Source organism: uncultured Bifidobacterium sp. (assembly GCF_959020155.1).
Lineage (GTDB): Bacteria > Actinomycetota > Actinomycetes > Actinomycetales > Bifidobacteriaceae > Bifidobacterium.
This window is the reverse complement of sequence record NZ_CAUERC010000017.1, coordinates 1-20,869: the sequence shown is the minus strand read 5'-3', so window position 1 is coordinate 20,869 and position 20,869 is coordinate 1. Positions and strand designations below refer to the sequence as shown.

14 protein-coding genes are annotated in these 20,869 nt (G+C 59.8%); 11 read left to right on the top strand and 3 right to left on the bottom strand.

Annotated features, from left to right (window positions below; genetic code table 11):
* The first annotated feature begins 2 nt into the window (after positions 1-2).
* Entirely contained in the window at positions 3-2,546 is a 2,544-nt protein-coding gene (locus tag Q5H31_RS05635; RefSeq protein ID WP_302457581.1) for a PASTA domain-containing protein, read from the top strand.
* 76 nt (positions 2,547-2,622) lie between these two features.
* On the opposite strand, the gene Q5H31_RS05630 is transcribed toward Q5H31_RS05635, so the two are convergent.
* Entirely contained in the window at positions 2,623-4,146 is a 1,524-nt protein-coding gene (locus Q5H31_RS05630; RefSeq protein WP_302457580.1) for a metallophosphatase, read from the bottom strand.
* 201 nt (positions 4,147-4,347) lie between these two features.
* Between Q5H31_RS05630 and leuA the strand changes: the two genes are divergently transcribed.
* The 9 genes from leuA to Q5H31_RS05585 all read left to right on the top strand — a co-directional run bounded on the left by leuA (position 4,348) and on the right by Q5H31_RS05585 (position 16,154).
* On the top strand, positions 4,348-6,258 hold the full coding sequence (leuA, locus tag Q5H31_RS05625; protein WP_003807511.1) for a 2-isopropylmalate synthase: 1,911 nt from the start codon (positions 4,348-4,350) through the stop codon (positions 6,256-6,258).
* Between the two features lie 258 nt (positions 6,259-6,516).
* Entirely contained in the window at positions 6,517-8,631 is a 2,115-nt protein-coding gene (locus tag Q5H31_RS05620) for a family 43 glycosylhydrolase (RefSeq protein WP_217716884.1), read from the top strand.
* Between the two features lie 27 nt (positions 8,632-8,658).
* Complete coding sequence (locus tag Q5H31_RS05615; RefSeq protein WP_302457579.1) at positions 8,659-9,732, top strand: LacI family DNA-binding transcriptional regulator; 1,074 nt, start codon at positions 8,659-8,661, stop codon at positions 9,730-9,732.
* A 313-nt stretch (positions 9,733-10,045) separates the two neighbouring features.
* Positions 10,046-11,065 carry a family 43 glycosylhydrolase gene (locus Q5H31_RS05610; RefSeq protein WP_080863385.1) on the top strand — a complete coding sequence of 340 codons (1,020 nt, stop codon included), beginning with the start codon at positions 10,046-10,048 and terminating at the stop codon, positions 11,063-11,065.
* A 217-nt stretch (positions 11,066-11,282) separates the two neighbouring features.
* Entirely contained in the window at positions 11,283-12,554 is a 1,272-nt protein-coding gene (locus tag Q5H31_RS05605) for an ABC transporter substrate-binding protein (protein ID WP_270546140.1), read from the top strand.
* Positions 12,554-13,468, top strand: a complete 915-nt coding sequence (locus tag Q5H31_RS05600; RefSeq protein WP_302457578.1) for a carbohydrate ABC transporter permease — start codon at positions 12,554-12,556, stop codon at positions 13,466-13,468. Before Q5H31_RS05605 ends, Q5H31_RS05600 begins: the two co-directional genes overlap by 1 nt.
* A 2-nt stretch (positions 13,469-13,470) precedes the next feature.
* The gene (locus Q5H31_RS05595; RefSeq protein WP_003807524.1) at positions 13,471-14,367 is read left to right on the top strand and encodes a carbohydrate ABC transporter permease; all 897 of its coding nucleotides are present in this window, start codon (positions 13,471-13,473) and stop codon (positions 14,365-14,367) included.
* 116 nt (positions 14,368-14,483) lie between these two features.
* Positions 14,484-14,957, top strand: coding sequence for a hypothetical protein (locus tag Q5H31_RS05590; RefSeq protein ID WP_029577009.1), 474 nt, complete (start codon positions 14,484-14,486; stop codon positions 14,955-14,957).
* Positions 14,958-15,089: 132 nt separating this feature from the next.
* Positions 15,090-16,154 carry a glycoside hydrolase family 43 protein gene (locus Q5H31_RS05585; protein WP_302457577.1) on the top strand — a complete coding sequence of 355 codons (1,065 nt, stop codon included), beginning with the start codon at positions 15,090-15,092 and terminating at the stop codon, positions 16,152-16,154.
* Positions 16,155-16,278: 124 nt separating this feature from the next.
* On the opposite strand, the gene Q5H31_RS05580 is transcribed toward Q5H31_RS05585, so the two are convergent.
* Positions 16,279-18,585: a transglycosylase domain-containing protein gene (locus tag Q5H31_RS05580; RefSeq protein ID WP_270294886.1), complete on the bottom strand. Its 2,307-nt coding sequence runs from the start codon at positions 18,583-18,585 to the stop codon at positions 16,279-16,281.
* Between the two features lie 220 nt (positions 18,586-18,805).
* On the opposite strand from Q5H31_RS05580, the gene Q5H31_RS05575 reads away from it, so the two are divergent.
* Entirely contained in the window at positions 18,806-19,948 is a 1,143-nt protein-coding gene (locus tag Q5H31_RS05575) for an inositol-3-phosphate synthase (RefSeq protein ID WP_003807534.1), read from the top strand.
* A 226-nt stretch (positions 19,949-20,174) separates the two neighbouring features.
* Here Q5H31_RS05575 and Q5H31_RS05570 read toward each other — a convergent pair.
* A partial coding sequence (locus Q5H31_RS05570) for a UDP-galactopyranose mutase (protein ID WP_302457576.1) occupies positions 20,175-20,869 on the bottom strand: 695 nt, incomplete at its 5' end.

Below are 20,869 nucleotides of genomic sequence, written 5' to 3'. Positions count from 1 at the left end.
CCATGTTCTGTACGCAATGCGGTTCGAAGAACGCTCCGGAGTCGAAGTTCTGCACGAACTGCGGCAATCCGTTGGTCTCCGTTCCGGTGCAGCCTGATGCCGGACAAGCACGGATTTCGGATGATTTTTCCGTCGATTCCACAGCGGTGGAAACCCCTGCATCGCAGCTCGCACCGCAGTCTGCGGAGCAACCCGAGGAACAGTCTGCGGCACAGCACGAGGAACGCCCTGCAGAACAGCTCGCTTCGCAGCCGGCAGACGCGATTCCGCCGGTCCCGTTGCCGGGCGGCGGCACGCTGCCCGTAGCGCAGCCCGCGACTTCGGCTGCATCGCAATCCGTTCCGTCGGCGCCGGAAACTCTTGAGCCGGAAAGCGACGGGACTGCGCGTGCCGCTTCCCCGAATCGCAAGCTCATCATCGGCATAGCGGTGGCCGCGGTGCTGCTGGTCGCCGCTGTGGTGGCCGGCATCGTGACATACAACATGGAGTTGTGGGGTGGCAAGTCGTTACCGGACGTGGCGGTGGCGTCTCCCAAGGACTCGTCGAAGACTCCGGATGCGAAGGTCGTGGTCAGGCAGCTTGAAGGCAAGGGTCTCAAAGTCAAGCGCGTCAAGGAATTCTCCGGCGTGAAAAGCGGCAAGTTCCTTGGCTATCAGGGAATTCAGTCCGGTGACCGCGTAAGGGCGGGCAGTGTGGTGACAGTGCGCGAATCGGCCGGCCCTGGCGTGCCGGAAGGTACGGTCGGCAAGAAAGCTGAAAGCGTGGTGACAACGTTCTCGCAGATGGGCGTGCCGGTGCATTACAAGCAGGTGATCGTGTCGGACACCAGCAAAACCACCGAGGGAAGCGTGGTCAGCACGTACCCCGCGCAAGGCCAAGGCGTGAAGGATGATAAGAAAGGCATCTACATCGGCGTGGCCACGAAAAGCGACGGCGGCCTGCCGTCGGACATCGTCGGCCAGGAAATTTCCGACGTGAAATCAAGCCTTGAATCCAAAGGCTACGACGTGAAAGTGGAGAAACGTCTCTCATCGAAACAGTACATCGGCAAGGTCTCCGGCTCCGAACCTGGGCCGGGCAGCCAGCTGAACGAAGGCCAGACCATCACCCTGTATCAGGGTGTGGATGCCAAGGGTGCCAAGCAGACGTTCATTGACCACAGCGGAACCGGTGGAGATGGGTTGCTGATGGGCATGAGTGACGTTGCTTCTGGCCAGTGGTGCAATAAGGCCGGCGACTGCATCACGCTAGGACAGGATGACAGTTATTCCAGCGGAGACATCGTTTTCCTGAAAGTGAAAGATGGTGCTGCGGACACGAAGTACAGCATGACCGGTGAGTCTTTGATTTCCTGCGATGCGGTGCAACAGCCGTATTGCAGCAGCAAGAAAGCCGACTATCTGTTGACTGGAAACTCTGGAGCATTTGAATTGTTCCCACACAAAGCGTTCGAAACGTATTGGTGTGGCGATTCCGCCTTGGGTGGGGAAGGCGATATGCGGAGTTGTGTTGCCGGAAAGGTCCATGACATTGATTCCGACTCTTCGGATGCGTCCGATTATGAGCCGGACGGCAGCGGTAAATTCCATATGATGGATTTGTTCGCGGTGTTCCCAGTCGGCTCTGATGTGGAATCAGTAGAGAAAACTGGCTATTTTGACGCGTCTGCACTCGCGGTTGCCCAAAAGCAAAAACCTGTCGATACGGACCGTCCGTTCTTGATGTATCGTGACGTGAACCAGTACAAGGACGGCGAGAAGGAATCAACCTATACAAGGGACTGGTTCGATCCATTCATGCCTTACAACGGCTACAACGGCTCCAAGGATGACACCGTCAAAATGAAGCCCGCCCCCAGCGACGAAACCGCCTACTATCTGGTGGAGGACGTCCAGCCCGACTGGGATTCCCTCGAAGACGCCAACATCAAGGGCGTGTCCGCCAAGAGTCAGAAATCTAACGGCAAAAATGCAAGCAAGAACGCAAACACCAAGAAATCTGATTCGCAATCGGATGCCGCCACTCGGTCTTTGATGAAGTCCATCGCCGGAAAGTACGGTTTCGCTTCCGGTTCCGGCGGTTGGAGCACCACTATGACGGTGGCGTCCGATGGCACGTTCAGCGGAACATATCATGATTCCGACATGGGCATTACGGGAGATGACTATCCGAAAGGATCGGTCACCATTTCGAATTTCAAAGGCCGTTTCAAGGATGCCAAGAAGAACGCGGACGGCAGCTATACGATGCAATGCGACAAATCGGCGCTGAAAATCGATGGCAATATAGGAGACACGTATATCAAAAACGGTAGTAAATATACGGTTGCCGACCCCTACGGCATTGCCCCCTGCGGTGCATTCACGGTATATCCGGCGGGATACGACAGTTCGCAGCTCAGCGAAGCGATCGTCGGCTGGAGCCATGCGTGGTATGACAGCATGCCCGCAAAGCTGGAAACGCCGATTATCGTGAATGTCGAGGACACGAATCTCGGTAGCGAATCACAGCAAGACGCCTTCTTCCAATCGAAATATCTTGAGTGATATTCGATAAGGTCGCGTTATCGGCGGTGCTGCCGTCGAGTCGCTGTCGATCATTGCGATTGCCACGAGCATCGCATTACTGCGATTTGCGCAACAGCCCCCGAACCGCGTACCTGATCGCGCCGCACGTCACCGCGCCCGCCCCTAGCAGTGTGGCGCTGACCTGCGGCCTGCGCAGCTCGTTGCGCACGCCGATCAGGTCCGTCACGCAATGGTCCTCGAAGAACACGCGTAATTCGTTGCTGGAATAACGGCCAACCAGATCGCCCCACGTCAGCATGCGCGTCACGTACGCCATCGGATTGTCTTCGCGGAATTCAAACAGCCGGATGCCGCGGAACCGCGATTTCGGGCCGTAGCATTCAAAACCACAGGTTGGCGCGTACCCCAAATCGATGTCGTGCACATGCCCGACGAACGAATTCTTGTGGTCGTGCCCGCAGAACAGTGCGAAATAGCCGCCCGCCTCACGTAGCGCGTCCACTTCGCCCACGTTCACGTCGGCGCAGCCAATCGCCTCGCCCAGCCGCGAACCGGGTCGGCACACATCGCGGTCGAGCACATAGCAATGTCCTGCGAATTCGCGCGCGCCCTCCACGGCGTTCGGCGTGTAGGCGGGCACTTCGCGCAGGCAATCGTAGAATTCCTGCGGCGGAATGTGCTGGAAGGCGATCGCCGGTACCGCCTGCCCGTCGCCATTGCGCCTGCCCAACTCGCGTTGCACGCGCTTCAGCCATTCGACGGCTTCCGGCGAGGGGGTGCCGTAGCCGTCGGAGTCGGCCAAATCCCAGCCGCGCGAATTCGCCGCGTATTTCGCGTATTCGGTGACCGACTGCCGTCCGTTGCCGTCACCCGCGTCTGCCGTGTCGGCGTAATCGCCCGAATTGACCATCATCACGCTCATTGTGATGCGCCCCGAACCGTCGGACGCTTCGATCGGCAACGCGAACGTGCCCGGTTCGAGCGCCAACGGAGACGAGCCGGCGACGGGATTCATGCAACCGGCAAACTCGCGGTAAAGATCGTCCTGTTCGTCGGCGAGGATGCCGCATTGGAAATCATGGTTGCCGTACGTCGCTGCGAAGGGGATATGCGATTCCAACGCCGGCCCCAAAAACGCGGCGAATGTGTCGCGCACTTTCTGCCGTGTCTCGTCGAGCAGCGACGCCGCGGTGACGCGATTGATGGCTTCCGCCCACGATTCCAGCTTGCTGGCAGAACCGTTGCGACCTGCGCTTTTCACCAGTTTCGGCGAATCGGTGCCGATGCCGTCGATCATCCACCGTTCGTCGGAGGGCTGCGATTTGGTCAGTGTTTTGGCGATCGGATGACGTTTGATGCCACGGATTTTCGCTTCGATTTCGGTGACCGCGCGCACGTTCGTACCGGGCTGTTCGCCACGGCGACGTAGAAACGTATCGATATATGCCGGATCGTAGCCGCGGATCTGATCGCCGGTGAGCACGATGAGGTCGGGATGTGCCTTCCTGATAGCGGCTTCGATCAGCCGAATCGTGTCTTCGCGCACGTCCGGACCATCCTGAATATCAGCCATTTGCAGCACCCGGAACGTACCGTCGCTGTTGAATCGCAAGCTCATGATGCCCACTGTACTGCGGCAAATCTGGATATGGGGTGAAATAAGGGCGCGAAAATCGCAAACCATGCCGTCATATCGCGGAATACCGGCAAAATATGGGATTGGTTGTCGCTAGTATGGGCGGCAGTGCAGGTAGGTAACATGCACGTAACAATGTGGATTGGCAGAAGGCCGATCCGACTTTACAGATAAGGAGGAGTGATGGGTCAGGATCAATCGTCAGTGTTTGATCTCGCGGCAGTCGCCGCGGCGTCCAACGGAGGGAACAACGACCCGCTGCTGCCTCCGGCGCGTTACATTGGAGCTCCGCAAAAGCCCAGCAAGATGCCGTACAACAAGTACGTCGCATACGATAAGCAGGTGCCGTTTGATTTCCCGGAGCGTACGTGGCCGGGCAAGCGACTGCAGCGTGCACCGCGTTGGTGCTCCGTCGATCTTCGCGACGGCAACCAGGCCCTCGTCAACCCGATGGATTCCGAGCGCAAGCTGCGTTTCTGGAATCTGCTCGTGTCGATGGGCTTCAAGGAGATCGAGGTCGGCTTCCCGTCGGCTTCCGAAACCGATTACGACTTCATCCGCATGCTGATCGAGCGTGAGCTCATTCCTGACGATGTCACCATCGTCGTGCTCACCCAGGCCCGCGAGCATCTGATTCGCAAGACCTACGAGTGCCTGAAGGGCGCCAAGCGCGCCGTCGTGCACTTCTACAATTCCGTGTCCGTGCTGCAGCGCGAGGTCGTGTTCCGCAAAGACAAGGCCGGCATCAAGAAGCTCGCCACCGACGCGGCCACCCTGTGCAAGGAGCTCGAGGGCGAAGCCAAGGGCATCGACCTGTACTACGAGTATTCTCCGGAATCCTTCACCGGCACCGAGCCGGAGTACGCAGTCGAGGTGTGCAACGCGGTGATCGACGTCATCAAGCCGACGCCGGAACATCCGATGATCATCAACCTGCCGGCAACCGTGGAAATGACCACGCCGAACGTCTTCGCCGACGAGGTCGAGTATGTGTCCAACCACCTCGTGCCGCGTGACGCCGTGGTGCTCTCCCTGCATCCGCACAACGATGAGGGCATGGGCGTTGCCGCCACCGAGCTGGCGGTGCTGGCCGGTGCCGACCGCGTGGAAGGCTGCCTGCTGGGCAACGGCGAGCGTACCGGCAACGTCGACCTGGTCACCCTTGGTCTGAACTTCCTGACCCAGGGCATCGATCCGCAGATCGACTACTCCAACGTTCCGGAAATCCGCAAGACCGTCGAATACTGCAACCAGATCAAGATCTCCGAGCGCCATCCGTATGCGGGCAACTTCGTGTTCACCGCGTTCTCCGGCTCCCACCAGGACGCCATCAAGAAGGGTCTTGAGGCCCGTCAGGTGGCCGCCGACCGTGCTGGCGCCGATCTGGACAGCTTCGTGTGGCTCGTGCCGTACCTGCCGATCGACCCGAAGGACATCGGCCGTTCCTACGAGGCCATCATCCGCGTGAACTCCCAGTCTGGCAAGGGCGGCATGGCCTACCTGCTGAAGACCAACCACAACCTTGATCTGCCGAAGCGTCTGCAGGTCGAGTTCGAGAAGGTCGTGCAGAACTACGCCGATGAGACCAAGAAGGAAGTCAAGGACGAGGACATCTGGCGTCTGTTCAAGGACGAGTACCTGCCGGTCGAGGAATCCGGCGCCACCGCGGCCGGTGTCGTGGTCGGCGACAGCAAGGACGAGACCCTGAAGCAGTGGGGCCGTCTGAAACTGCTGAAGGTGTCCGTCTCCTCCGGCGAGGATGGTTCCGACACCGTGCTCAAGGCCAGGATTCTCGACCGCGGCGTGAACGTTGGTGTCGACGAGCCGGTGGAGCGTGAGGTCTCCGGCATCGGCAACGGTCCGATCGCCGCCTTCCTCAACGCCGTGAGCAACTTTGGCATCGAGGCTTCGGTGATGGATTACGTGGAGCACACCATGTCCGTCGGCACCGATGCCATGGCCGCTTCCTATGTGGAATGCCAGATCGGCGAGGAAGACAACACGAGCATCGTGTGGGGCGTCGGCATCGATACCTCCATCGTCACCAGCTCGCTGAAGGCCATCATCTCGGCCATCAACCGTTCCGAGCGCTGATTGCGCTGATTGCACGGACGCGTTGAGCAAACGCGCCGGATATGATTCGAGGGGCTTTCTGGGTAACCGGGAAGCCCCTCGTCGTTGTCATGTGCCATGCGATGCGCCCGCTCACAAGTATGACGAGCGCGTTCCGTGACGCTTCCCCCTCCGCGGATGAAGGGTGTCACAAGGCCGCCACACCAAGTTGTACAACGATGTAAAACACGGTATAGTACATCGTTATAAAACCTGTATCTGCTTACTGAAGGATCTTCCATGTCGGCCAATTATTCCCTGCTGTGTTATACACGCGAAGCCACCGGACGCGAAGAGGCGAACAACGAGGACATCGCCTACAGCATGCATTTGGCGCTACGTTCCGGCGATGACGCCGAGTGGCAGCCGCTGAACGAAAACTATGGCATCTTCTTCGCGGCCGGTGTACCGATCGCCGCTGCGACCGCGGAGTCCCGCCGTGCGTGCACGGCCGCGGCGCGCTTCGCCGCCGACCCGTTCGACGCGCCTCGCCCCGCCACCGACGCCGTCGCCCATGGCGTGGTCATGCCCGGTATGGATATCACGCTGAAATCACTCAAGAACCCGTTCCTGTTCCGTCTCGCGGACGGACGATTCGCCATCGCCGCGACCCGTACCGCCCGCGGCGGTGAACCGGACGGTTCCGAACGTTCGGCGTTCTTGCTGGCCGTCAGTAAGGATCTGACGGCGTTCGACCAGCTGGGACTGGTGCTGCTGCGCACCGTCGGCGGGGTCAATCGTCCTTCCGTCGCCTTCGATGCGGTGGACAAGCGTTACGTTGTGTCCTGGACCGGCGATGATGGCAAAGCGTACACCGCGCGGACGGCCGATATCGTTGCCGCCGCCGGTTCTGGTGCGCCGCTCGATGTTGAGGAATCGGCTGAATCGTTGCCGCAGCGCCAGTCTGGCGATTGCGGCATTCCGAACGCCGTCATCGGCAACAGCATCGCCATCAGCGAGGTGGAGGCCGAACGCCTCATGGAGCGATTCGGCCGCATCCGCAATACCGGCACATCCGTGCCTGTTCAGCGCGTCGATGCCGGTCTGCATGGCGAGGACGCCCGGGACGCGGTCATGGCCTTGGCTGGGACGCGTGCGGAACTGTCTTACAGCGACGGTTCGCAGGCCACGCGTGCGGTGGACTGGAATATGGACCAGCTTGAGGCCGTCGCCCAAGAGGCGGCCGATGGAACGTTCAAGGCCGGGCAGACCCGTACCGTCGAAGGTGTGATCCGCCAGAGCGTCTATCCGGTGCCGTTCGCGGTGGAACGCGCCGATCCATCGGTGTTCGCGTGGGATTTCAACGGCAAGCCGATGTTCATGTTCATCGCCACCGATGACACCGACGGCAATTGCGTGGACCCGAACGACGGCAGAACCCATATGCCGCTGCGCATCGCCGACTCCATCGAGGCGCTTTCCGACGCCGCGGGTGGACGGGCCAGGGAGATCGATCTGCTCGCATGCGGCGATCTCAATAGCGAAGATCGGCCGATGACCGGCTGCTTCTGGGCGCCGGAACTGCATGTGATCGGCGGCAAGCTGTCGGTTCTGTTCATGCCCTGCTTCGACGGGCCGCGCGTCAATCCCGACGGCACCCCCAATGATCGTGCCGGCAAACCGGACATGTGGACCGGCAGCTGCCACATCATGCAGCTCAAGCAGCATTCCGACGGCACGGATTTCGATCCGCGCGAGCCGGAGAACTGGACGGTGCCCGAGCCCATCCTCGACCCGGATGGCGAGGCCCTCAACCCGATCCAGCGCATTTCGCTTGACATGACCGTGCTGTGCGATTCAGGCCGCTGGTACTACGCATGGCAGCAGGTCGGTAGCATCTGGATCGCCAGCTTCGACCCGGATCGTCCGGCGAAGCTCGCCAGCAAGCCAAAGCAGATCGTCGTGCCGGAATTCGCGTGGGACAACATGATCGCCGAAGGGCCGAACGCCATCGTGCATGACGGAACGATTTTCCTGATCTACTCGGGCTCGCTGGTCGGCATCGACTACACGACCGGCCTGGTCACCGCCCCGGCCGGACAGGGGGCCGATCTCACCGACGCCAGCGTATGGACGAAGCTCGATTATCCGCTGCAGAAGTCCGGCATGTACAACGGGCGTTGGCAGCTCGGCACCGGCCACGGCATGTGGTCGCATGACGAGGACGGCAACCTCATCTACGTGTTCCACAACGCCGAATACGAGCACGGCCGCTATGGTGGCCGCGACGCCCAGGTGCGCCGCGTGCACTGGTCCAAGGAGGGCATGCCCATCCTGGATATGCAAACGGCGGAGGAACTCGACCCCGACTATGCTGGTGTAACGATGGAGGTTGGTTTCTTCGATGCCGACTGAGTCCGCTGAATGACAAAAGGGGTATATATGCCGAAGCGAACGGGGGGAAACGGCGAGCATGTCGTGACCATGCGTGAGGTGGCCAAGGCGGCCGGAGTGTCGATCAAAACCGTCTCCAACGTGGTCAACGACTACGAATTCGTCTCGCAGGCCACGCGCGACAAGGTCAACAAAGCCATCGTGGAACTGGGATACACGGTGAACGTATCGGCGCGCAACCTGCGCCGAGGGCAGACCGGCATCATCGGCTTGGCCATTCCCGATCTGCAGATGCCGTATTTCGCGCAGCTGTCATCGCTGGTCATCGAAGAAGCGAAGAAAGTCGGTCTGCGCGTGATCGTGGAGCCGACGCAATATTCGCGCGATGGCGAGTTGGAAGCGCTGCACGGGTCCCAGCAGACGATGATCGACGGCCTGATCTACAGCCCATTGGAGCTTGGACAGGATGACGTCGAGCGGCTGAAGGTCGATTATCCGCTTGTGCTGGTTGGCGAACGCATCTTCACCGACCAGGTGGATCACATCGCCACCGAGAACGTGGAAGGCGCGAAGCGGGCCACGCAGTATCTGCTGACGACCGGTTGCCGCCGCGTGGCCGTGGTCGGCGTTCATCCGGGGGAGAAAGTCGGTTCCGCCGCACTGCGCTACCAAGGGTATCTTGAGGCGCTGGAGGAGGCCGGCGTCGAATTCGACGATCGGCTGGTCGTCGAATCGGGCATGTGGCATCGTAGCGATGGTGTGAGGGCCATGAACGCGTTGCTGGATTCCGGCGTCAAAGTCGATGGCGTCGTCGCGCTGAACGACATGCTGGCTTCCGGCGTGATGCACGCGATTCAGATGCACGGCTTGCACATTCCCGACGACATCTCCGTGGTTGGTTTCGACAATTCCGACGATTCACAGTACCTGTCGCCGGCGCTGACGTCGATCGCGCCGGGACTTGAGGCGGTCGCCCGTCTGTCGGTGAAAGTGCTCAAGGAGCGTATCGACGGCCGTGACCCGAATGCCGACAAACCGGGGGAGAAGGTCTTCCGCAAGGTCGCATCGTCGCTGGTCGTGCGCCAATCCACCAAACTCCCCATCGATTCCTTCGTCCTCTGAGCTTTCGCTTGCCTTCCGGCAAGTTTCTCCCAGCGTGCGTACCCATTGAGTCGGCTCTTCCCCCAAGGTGCCGCCGCCGGGCATGGGCGCTCGGCCGTAAGCTTGGCCGAACGGCCTTGAGTGTGTCGAGCACCCATGACCGACGGCGGCACCGACATTGGCATGAATGGCGCAAACGATGGACGCCCATGCCCAGCGGCAGCACCGCATCCAAGCATCTTCCGACAATGACGCGCCCAAGTTGTTACAACGATGTAAGAATGATATATTCAACGTTGTAAATACTGGAACAACGGATTGAGAAGGACTAAACATGGTTGTTTACAACAATCCGATCGTGCTTCAGCGCGCAGACCCCTGGGTGCTCAAGGTTGACGGCGAGTATTATTTCACCGCCTCCGATCCGGAATACAACTGCATCGCCATCCGGCACGCGTCGAGCATCAACGATCTGCAGAAGGCTCCGGAGACGGTGGTGTGGCGCAAGCACGAATCCGGCCCGGCAAGCATCTACATCTGGGCCCCCGAACTACACCGCATCAATGGCGCATGGTATATCTACTTCGCAGGCGCCGCAACGGATTTCGAAGCATCCGGCCTGCCGACGCACCGCATGTTCGTGCTGGAGAACACCGACGACGATCCAACTTCCGACAACTGGGTGGAGAAGGGCCAGATCATCACCCCGATCGACTCCTTCGCACTTGACGCCACCACCGAGGTGATCGATGGCGTGCAGTACTTGGTATGGGCGCAGAAGGATCCCGCCATCGAAGGCAACTCCAATCTGTATATCGCCAAGATGGCCAATCCGTGGACGCTGGGCAGCGAGCCCGTCATGCTGACCAAGCCGGAATACGACTGGGAATGCATCGACTTCCTGGTCAACGAAGGACCGGCCTTCCTGTTCCATGAGAACAAGATCTACATCACGTATTCCGCCTCCGGCACCGGAGTTCCGTACGCCGTGGGGCTGTTGACCGCCGAGCGCGGCAGCGATCTGCTGGACAAGGCCTCCTGGACTAAGAGCCCGGTGCCGGTGTTTAAGACCTGCGCCGAGAACGGTCAGTATGGTCCGGGCCACAATTCATTCACCAAGTCCGAGGACGGCACCGAGGACCTGATGATTTACCACTGCCGCAACTACACGGAAATTAAGGGCGATCCGCTGTTCGACCCGAATCGCCACGCGCGCGTCGGTGTGGTCAAGTGGACCGCCGACGGTCCGGATTTCGGCGTGCCGGAACCTGATAATCTATGGACTCCGACCACTACGGACGTGCTGCCCGCTGATGGTGGCCCACTTGCGGGAACTCCGGCCGTAGGCCACTGAGGGGCGTGGCTGGAGGGTCACCCCGTCTATAACCCCATCCATGAAGCTGGCTGTTGTCGTCGGCGTGTTACCGTTTGTACAACGATGAAAATAGCTGTATAATCAAAATTACAACGTTGCAAATGAGCAGGGAGGCTCAATCGAAAAGGATTCTTCCCATTCGGATTGCAACGAGGAGCGGTCCAGCGATGGTCCGTTGAGGAAAAGGAAGGAAACAATGTCTACATCCAGGCATCTTACCGGGTTGCGGCGCTTTGCCAAGGCTGCCGTAGCCGTGTGTGCGTCACTTGGACTTGTGCTTGCCGCCGGAGGCTGTGGTGCCTCTTCGGGTGAAAGCAAGACCATTTACTTCTGGAACAATCTGGTGGGCGATGACGGTCCTGCAATGCAGCGCATCGTCAAGGAATACAACGCCCAGAGCGATTACAAGGTCGTTTTCCAGCCGATGAACGGCGGCGATCTGACCACGAAGATCTATTCCGTGATGCAGACCGGCAAGAACATCCCCGACATCATCATCGGCGACCAGTTCCAGACCGCCGTTCTGCAGTCCCAAGGTCTGCTCGACACCATGGACGATTGGCAGAAGGTCGCCCCGGACCTCAAGGAGAGCAGCTTCCTGCCCGCCACTTGGAAGGGCGTCACCGTCAATGGCAAGGCCTACGGCATTCCGCTGTATCTGTACCAGATGGCCATCTACTACAACAAGGACCTGATCAAGAAGTACAACCTGCAGTACATCCTCGACGACGGGTTCGTCACCATCGACGAGATCAAGGACCTCAAGGGCAAGCTACCCAAGGGCACCTACGCGCTGACTTACGGCAATCTGCCGTGGGCCTTCATGTCCCTGCTGTACGGCGCGGGCGGCACGCTTGAGAACGATATGGACGACCTGACCAAGGACGTGTGGCGCAAGCCCATGGAGAAGCTCAAGGAAGCGTACGACGCCGGTGTGATCGCCCCGATGGACGTCGACGGCGAGCAGGCGTTCGGTTCCGGCAAGGCCGTGTTCGCGCAGCTTGGCACGTGGGCGCAGGGCAATATGTCCAACACCTTGGGCGCCGACAAGATCGCGGAAGCCAACACCCTGCAGTACAGCGCCGACAATCCGGTGAACTTCTTCTACCAGTGCAACTGGATGCAGTTGAAGGATCCGCACCGCTCCGCGGCGAAATCCGCAGCCGCCGCCGACTTCGTCAAGTACGTGTACGAGCACTGGATGGATTGGTCTGAGGTCGGTTCCATCTCGCCGGCATACCGCGATCTGAACAACCCGAAGTACCAGAAGCTGATCCAGGCGTCCTTCACCAACAGCAAGAAGGAACGCGACTACATCAAGACCTCCAACTACCTCTACGGAGGCTATGCGACCGCTGGTTGGGGCACATACAACGACATCGTCTACGGCAATGTTGGTCTTGAAGAAGGTCTGAAGACCCTCGACCTCATGGCCCAGGGCCAAATCGAGATTCAGGAGGAATCGTGATGAGCAAGACATCTACGATCGGATCCGCAAAATCATCCATGAAGCGCAAGAACTCCATCTGGCACGCGCTGCCGTACATCGCTCCGCACTTCATCATCTTCGCCGTCTTCGGCATCATCCCGATTATCTTCGGCATTGGACTGGCGTTCACCCGCTGGAACATGGTCGGTGCGCCGAAGTTCGTCGGCCTGCAGAACTTCGCGAAGATCTTCGACCCCAGCACCTATTTCTACTCGATCTTCTGGCGTGACCTCGGCCACACTCTGCTCTTCGTGCTGGTCAGCGTGCCGCTGACCATCATCGTGCCGCTGCTGCTCGCCGTGGCGCTCAGCAAGAAGGGACTCAAGGGCGCTGGTCTGTTCCAGGCGATCTTCTACATCCCAGGTCTGATCTCCATCGCCGCCGGTGCACTGGTCTGGCGTATGGTCTTCAACTCCCAGTTCGGTCTGCTGAACACCACCTTCCACACCGACATCAACTGGCTCGGCAAGAACCCGTACGCATGGATCACCATCTTCGTACTCGTGCTGTGGGCCGGCATCGGCGGCAACCTCGTCATCTACCGTTCCGCGCTCTCCGGCGTGGACGAGAGCCTCTACGAAGCCGCGAAGGTCGACGGAGCCGGTCCGGTCAGGATCTTCTTCTCCATCACCCTGCCGGAAATCAAGCTGCCGTTGTTCTACACCACCATCATGACCACCACGGGCGCCTTCAACGTGTGGGGCCAGCCGGTCATGCTGACCAACGGCGGACCGAACTACCGGACCCAGGTGCTGCTGATGGATATCAGGAACCTCGCGTTCCCCGCCGGCCCTGCGGCCGCCGGCATGGCTTCCGCAATGGCATTGCTGCTGGGCATCATCCTGATGGCCATCGCCGCGATCCAGCTGATCTTCATGAATAAGGAGGACTGAAGATGTCCGCTGCAACCACAGTCAATGTCGCAAGCGCGGCAATTCCTGAAAACAAAACCAAAAAGGTCTCCCCGTCGCTGATCGCCGTCTATGTGGTGCTCGTCGTGCTGGCAGTCGTCTGGCTGCTTCCGGTGATCTACACCGTGACGACTTCGTTCAAGTCGGTGGCCGAATTCACCTCCAACGCGTTCAACTTCCTGCCCGCGAAGTGGGTGCTTGACAACTACATGACGCTGATCGAGGCATCCGCCAGCTACCCGGTCCTGAACTGGCTGGGCAACTCGCTGATCATCTCGACCGTGTTCGCAGTGCTGTCCGTGTGCATCGTCGCGCTCGCAGGCTTCGGCTATTCCCGTCTGAACTTCAAGTACCGCGATACGCTGTTCTTCGTCCTGCTGCTCATCTCGATGTTCCCTGCCGTGGTCAACATGATCCCGCAGTACCGCATCATCGCCTCCCTCGGCTGGGTCAACACCTACTGGGCCTGCATCATCCCTGGCCTGGGCAACGTGGCGAACATCTTCCTGGTGCGCAACTTCATGAAGGGCATCCCGAAGGAACTGGACGAGGCGGCCGAAATCGACGGCGCCACTGATTTCCAGATCTTCACCCGCATCATGCTGCCGGCCATCCGCCCGATTCTGATCGTCATCTTCCTGTTCAGCTTCACCGGCGCTTGGAACGACTTCCTGTGGCCGACTTTGGTGTTCAACGACATCAACAAGATGCCGGTCACCGCTGGTCTGCAGCTGCTGAGCAACCAGATGGGCCAGTACAACCAGATGGGCTCCCTGATGGCGGCCACCTGCATGGCCATCATCCCGACCCTGCTGCTGTTCCTGTTCGCGCAGAAGTACTTCCTGCAGTCCCTGAACATCACCTCCGGCCTCAAGGGCTGATACCGGCCGAGTGAGATAATGCACAGGTCCGTCCCCAAACGGACGGGCCTGTGATTTTATCTTTCCCGAGCTGCGCATCGCACATCGGATGAGGCCACACCACGGAAAGGACCGATATGAATCCGCAAGGCAACACCATGCAGCCGCCGGCACCATTGGCTCGCAAGGCGGAACGAGTGCTGATGACCATCGCCGCCGCCTACAACGTGATCATGGCGTCCATCACACTGTTCATGTTCACCAGCTGGTTCAAAGGCCAAGCCTACGATCTGTTGGAACATAACGGTTTGCTGAAAACGGACTATTCCGCGGTGGACAACGCCTCGACGGTGGTGGGCATCTACGCGCTGCTGGTGCTGATTATCGGCATCGTCAGCTTCATCATGTCCATGCGGTGTCTCGCTCCCGGCACCACCAGCCGGTGGGTGATCATCTGGCTGGCAATCGTGGTGGTCTTCTCCCTGGGCACGATGGACCTCATCGGCCTTGCACTGTATTCCATCACCTTGGTCATCTATCTGGCCCGCAACAAGGCCATCGCGGCGCAGCAGGATGCGATCCGCACATGGGCCCGCACGCATCAGGGCTAATCCTCCTTCCCGAAGAAAGCTGTCGTTCTCGTGGCGGCGGCTTTTTTCGTATCCGCGCATGTTGACGCGGTACGTTATCGAACACGCAATTCACTTATCCAATTCATTCATTCACAACCACAAGGTGGGACCATGACCGACACAACCGACGACTACGGTTACCTGCTCGTCCACTTCATCGAGGATCCGGACGGCTACGCCGAGAAGATTTACATGGATATATCCGACGGTGACAATCCGCACCGTTGGGTGCCGCTCAACGATGGAAAGCCTGTGCTGGCTTCGCCGCTCGGTACCACAGGCGTGCGCGATCCGCATATCATCCGCAATCCCGACACCGGCACGTGGTATATCATCGCCACCGATCTGCGTGTGTTCGGAGGCGACGGCGGCGGCTGGTACGAGTGGAGCCACCACGCCAGCACGAATCTCATCATCTGGGAATCCGACGATCTGCTCCATTGGAGCGAGCCGCGCATGCTCGACGTGTCCCGCAAGCCGGACGGCTCCCATCTGGAGCTCGGCATGGCCTGGGCCTGCGAATGCCTTTGGGTGCCGGACTACTATCCGCAAGGCCATCACGGTGGTCGCGGCGCATTCGTCATGTACTGGTCCAGCACCGTGTTCAATGATGCGGACAAGGCTCACGACGACAAGAACGTTTACTGCACCGTGCTGTGGGGCGCCACCACCGATTTCACGCAGGACACATTCGAATATGGCGGCGTGTTCATCGACAACCACGGCGACGCCATCGACACCACGATGATCCAACGTCCGCTGCCTGATGGTGGTGTGCGCACGTACCGCATCACCAAAGACAACGCGCATGGCACCGGCATCTGGATGGACCGCACCGACGCGAAGCGCTGGTGGGAGCCGGGGACGGTCTGGACCAAGGTACAGGACCGGATTGGCGCAGGCTACGTGCCGGACGGCAACCCCGGCGGCGTGGAAGGTCCTGCGGTGTTCGCCAACCACCACAACAACGGTGGACCGGACGACGAATGGTACTTGTTCGTGGACGTGATTCCGTCGATCGGATACCGTCCGATGGTCAGCCGCGATCTCGATCAGGGCTGGATGCCGTTGCAGGCGGACGATTACTTCCTCACCGCGCATACGAAGCACGGTGGCGTCGCCTCGCTGACGCGCGCCGAATACGACCGTCTCGCCCGGTATGTGCATGTGTTCTGACGAACGACGCTGACGACCGTGCGCCCGCGTGTGCACGCGGCAAAACCAAGGGGGCTTCCCGGAATAACCGGGAAGCCCCCTTTGCGTGTTCGCTGACCGCGACGGCAATCGCAGTCAGCGACTGCTATTGCTGCGATGTATCGCCATTGGCGCCGTTATTACCGGGATTATCGCCACTGGTTCCTCCGCCATTGCCACCGTTGGTGTCGTTACCGTCGCCGTTAGCGGGGATACCGCCACTATTACCGCCGTCGCCACCGCCCTGACCGGTATTCTGCGTTTCCTCGGTCTGATTCGGCGTGGTCTGTTGGGTGTTCTCCTCGGTGCGCGGAGTCACGGTGGTCTGCTGCTTTCTAGTCCAGGTCTTCTGCGCGCCGGTGCCCCACGTACCGTCCGGTCCGCCGACCTTGCCGTTATCGGTGGCGTCGGGGAACGTTTCGTTCGGAGTGTCGGCAAGGGCCTGCTTCATGTATTCGGTGAACAGATGCACGGGGTAGTCGCTGCCGCCGGTCCATCGGCCGAACGAAGGGATCTGCTGCGGATTGCCGTTGGCGTCCGGATACCACATCGCCACAGAAGTCAGCATGGACGGCGTGTAGCCGATGAAGCTCGCTGCGTTGGAATCGTTTGCGGTGCCTGACTTGCCGGCAATGGTGTGCCCAGTGGCACGTGCCTCGGTGGCGGTGCCTCGCTGGACCACGCCGGTAAGCGCCTTCGTCACGAGATTCGCGTTGTTCGCTTCGAACGTCTGCTCCGCCGAGGTCGGCGCGTTGTACAGGTCGGTGCCGTTCGCCGTCTGCACTTGGGCAACGATATGCAGCGTCGGCTTGTTGCCTTGGTTGGCCAGTGTGGCGTATCCCTGCGTCATGTCCTTGAGGGTCAGGCCGTTGTTGCCGAGCACGGTGAACGGGTTGGAACCATCCAAAGACGAATCGTCAACGCCGGCCTGCCGTGCGGTTTCGGCGATTTTCTGCGCGCCGAGCTTGGTTTGCAGATCCATGTACACGGTGTTCGAGGATTGTTCCGTCGCCGTGTACAGGTTCACGTATCCCAGATTCTCGCCGCCGTAGTTGCTCACCGTTTCGGTGATGCCCGGGAACGTCCGGTACGAGTTGCCGTTGAAGTACGTGTTGAGGCTGACGCCTTCGTTGACGGCGGCCAGCAATGCGAACGGCTTCATGGTGGATCCGACTTCGTACGTTGCCTGGGTGACGTTGTTGAGCTGCTTGGTCAGGTAGTCGTCTCCTGCGTACAGTGAGATGATGGAACCGTCCTTGGGGTTCACCGACAGCGCGCCGAACTGCATGCCGTCGGGCACGATGCCTTGCATGCCGTTTTGGGAGGGACTGATGGTGGAGAACATCAGGTCCTGCTTCGATTTGTCAATGGTGGTGACGATTTTGTAGCCGCCGGTTTCCAGGTCCTGCTTGCTGAACGCCTTGGTGTTGACGAGTTCGTTCTGCACCATCGTCAGCAGGTATCCGTTCGGTCCGGACATCTGGTTGTTCTGTTGGATTTCGATGGTTTGCGGGAATTTCGCGGCTTTCTTCTCGTCCGGCGTGATGTAGCCGTCTTCGTCCATGATGTTCAGCACGCGCTTGTAACGTTTTTCAGCTTGCTTGGGATTCACGTCGGGGGTCCATACGCTCGGCGCGGGAATGATGCCGGCAAGCATGGCCGCTTCGGAGAGCGTCAGATCCTTCGCGTCCTTGCCGAAGTACGCTTTGGCCGCTGCCTGGATGCCGTATGCGCCACGGCCGAGATAGATGGTGTTCATGTAGTTGCACAACACCTGGCTCTTGTCCTGTGCTTGGGCGATTTTGACCGCCAGGAACGCCTCACGCAGTTTGCCCACGTACGAGGTGGTTTCGCCCAGATAATAGCGTTCCGCATACTGCTGGGTGATGGTGGAACCGCCCTGCCTGCTACCGGTGGTCAGGTTGTTGTAGAACGCGCGTGCGATGCCGATTGGATCGATGCCCTTATTGGTATAGAAGGAGCGGTCTTCCGAAGCCACAATCGCGTTGCCGACGTAGTCGGGCAGGTCTGCGCAGCTGATGATTTCGCGATTCTGCTCCGCATAGCTGCCGATCGGCGTGGTGCCGTCGTTGTAATACACGGTCGTCTTTTCGGCCAGCGCGAACTTTTCCGGCTGCGGGATTTCCGTGGTGATGTACATGTAGGCGAACAGGCCGATACCTGCCGCGATGAGCGCCGCGAAGATGCCGAGCACCCATTTGAGCACGAGATGCTTGTGTTTTCTGGTCTTTTTGGGTGCGCGATGCGAAGTGTGCTTCGGCCCCTGGGGCGGCTTGCTCAGCACTTCTCCATGGACCCCGTAGGTGGTGCCCACCCGTGGCGTCGTGGACGTTGCGCTGCCGCTGCGGGCGCTTTTTGAGCGTGAGCTGACACTTCGTGTTCGTGAAACCATGGTTTCCACCGTAGCCGAACGACCTGAAAAACAAGGGTGTAGATAGTGCTGTCCGACTGGAAAAACATGTTTTTGCGCAGCTTTTTTACAAATCGACAATCTGTTGACGACTGCCGTAATATGGCCGTTTTTCAGTGATTTTTCAGTTTGCAATGCGGTTTGTGGGTATGCTTGGGGATTGGTATACCTGCGAAACGCATAACAGAGGAGTCGTTTTCAGATGAGCATTCGAGTGGCTATCGCCGGCGTGGGCAATTGCGCCTCGTCGCTGGTGCAGGGCGTTGAGTATTACAAGGACACCAAGGACGAGGATAAGATTCCCGGCCTGATGCACAACAATTTCGGTGGCTACCGCGTGCGTGACATCGAATTCGTCACCGCGTTCGACGTCGATGCGCTGAAGGTGGGCAAGGACCTGTCCGAGGCGATCGGAGCCTCCCAGAACAACACCATCAAGTTCGCGGACGTGCCGAATCTGGGTGTGGAGGTGCTGCGTGGCCCGACCAACGACGGTTTGGGCGAGTACTACCGTCAGATGATTACGGAGTCGGACGCCGAGCCGGTGGATGTGGCGCAGGTGCTGCGTGACAAGAAGGTCGACGTGCTGGTTTCCTACCTGCCGGTTGGTTCCGAGAAGGCGGACAAGGCTTACGCTCAGGCCGCTATGGACGCTGGCTGTGCGTTCGTGAACTGCCTGCCGGTGTTCATCGCCTCCGATCCGGAGTGGGCGCAGAAGTTCCGTGACGCTGGTGTGCCGATCGTCGGCGACGATATCAAGTCGCAGGTCGGCGCCACCATCACGCACCGCGTGCTGGCCCGTCTGTTCGAGGATCGCGGCGTGCGTCTGGATCGTACGTACCAGCTTAACGTCGGCGGCAACATGGACTTCATGAACATGCTGCAGCGTTCCCGCCTGGAATCCAAGAAGATTTCCAAAACCCGCGCCGTCACTTCCGTGGTGCCGCACGAGATGGATCCGCACAACGTGCATATCGGCCCGTCCGATTACGTGGCTTGGCTTGACGACCGCAAGTTCGCCTTCGTGCGTCTTGAGGGCACCACGTTCGGCGATGTGCCGCTGAACCTCGAATACAAGCTCGAGGTGTGGGATTCCCCGAATTCCGCCGGTATTGTGATCGACGCCGTGCGTGCGGCGAAGATCGCGCTCGATCGTCATCTGGCCGGTCCGGTGCTGGCTCCGAGCTCCTACTTCATGAAGTCTCCGGCCGTGCAGCACGAGGATGGCGAGGCCCGCCGCTTGGTGGAGGAATTCATCAAGGGTGAGGTCGAAGGCACCGAAGAGCAGCTTGACGCCGATGTGGCGGCCGCGAAGGCCGCCGGCAAGGATGTGTGGCGCGCATAGCGTGCGTTGCTGACGGCAGACCCGCGATGGCAATGGCAACCATCTCGTAGGTCTCGACCCACTCGCCTGATTCGTAGGCAGAATCAGCATATAATGAAAATCCCTATGGCCTGGGGTAATGCCATAGGGATTTTTGTTGTCCCGGAAACGCTGCGGCGGTGGCGGCCAATGGTCGTGCGCCGTCGCAGCGTGAACGGGAATCATATATTGCGCAATGTATATCGCGTCACTTTTTGAGGAGTGGTTCGACCTGCTGCTCGTACGCGGTCAACGCGGTGTCGATCACGTTGTGCATGTCGTAATACTTGTACGTGCCCAAACGGCCGCCGAACACCGTGAGCGGTTCGGCCTTCGCGAGCTCCTCGTACCTCGCGTACAACGCCTTGTCGGCCTCCGTGTTGATCGGATAATACGGCTCGTCGCCACGCTCGGCGAAACGGCTGTACTCCTCCCACACCACGGTCCTGTCCGGGTTCTGCGAAGCCCTGCGCTCCGGGTTGAAGTTCTTGAACTCGATCGCGCGCGTGTACGGCACGTCCGGGTCGGAGAAGTTCATCACCGGGCATCCGAAATGGTCGCCCTCGTCGTAACGCACCTCCCTGAAGTCCACCGTGCGCCACTTCAGCTCGCCGAGCGAGTAGTCGAAGTAGCGGTCCACCGGACCCGTGTACACCACCGGCACGCCCGCCGCGGCCAACGCCTTCCTGTTGTACGGCTGGGACTCGTCGAAGAAGTCGGTCCTGAGGGTCACGTGGATGCGCGGATCGTCGATCATGCGCTCCATCCAGGCGGTGTACCCGTCCGTGGGCAGGCCCTCCCACGTGTCCCTGAAATACCGGTTGTCGTAGTTGAAGCGCACCGGCAGGCGGTTGATGATGCCCGCGGGCAGGTCCTTCGGATCGGTCTGCCACTGCTTGCCCG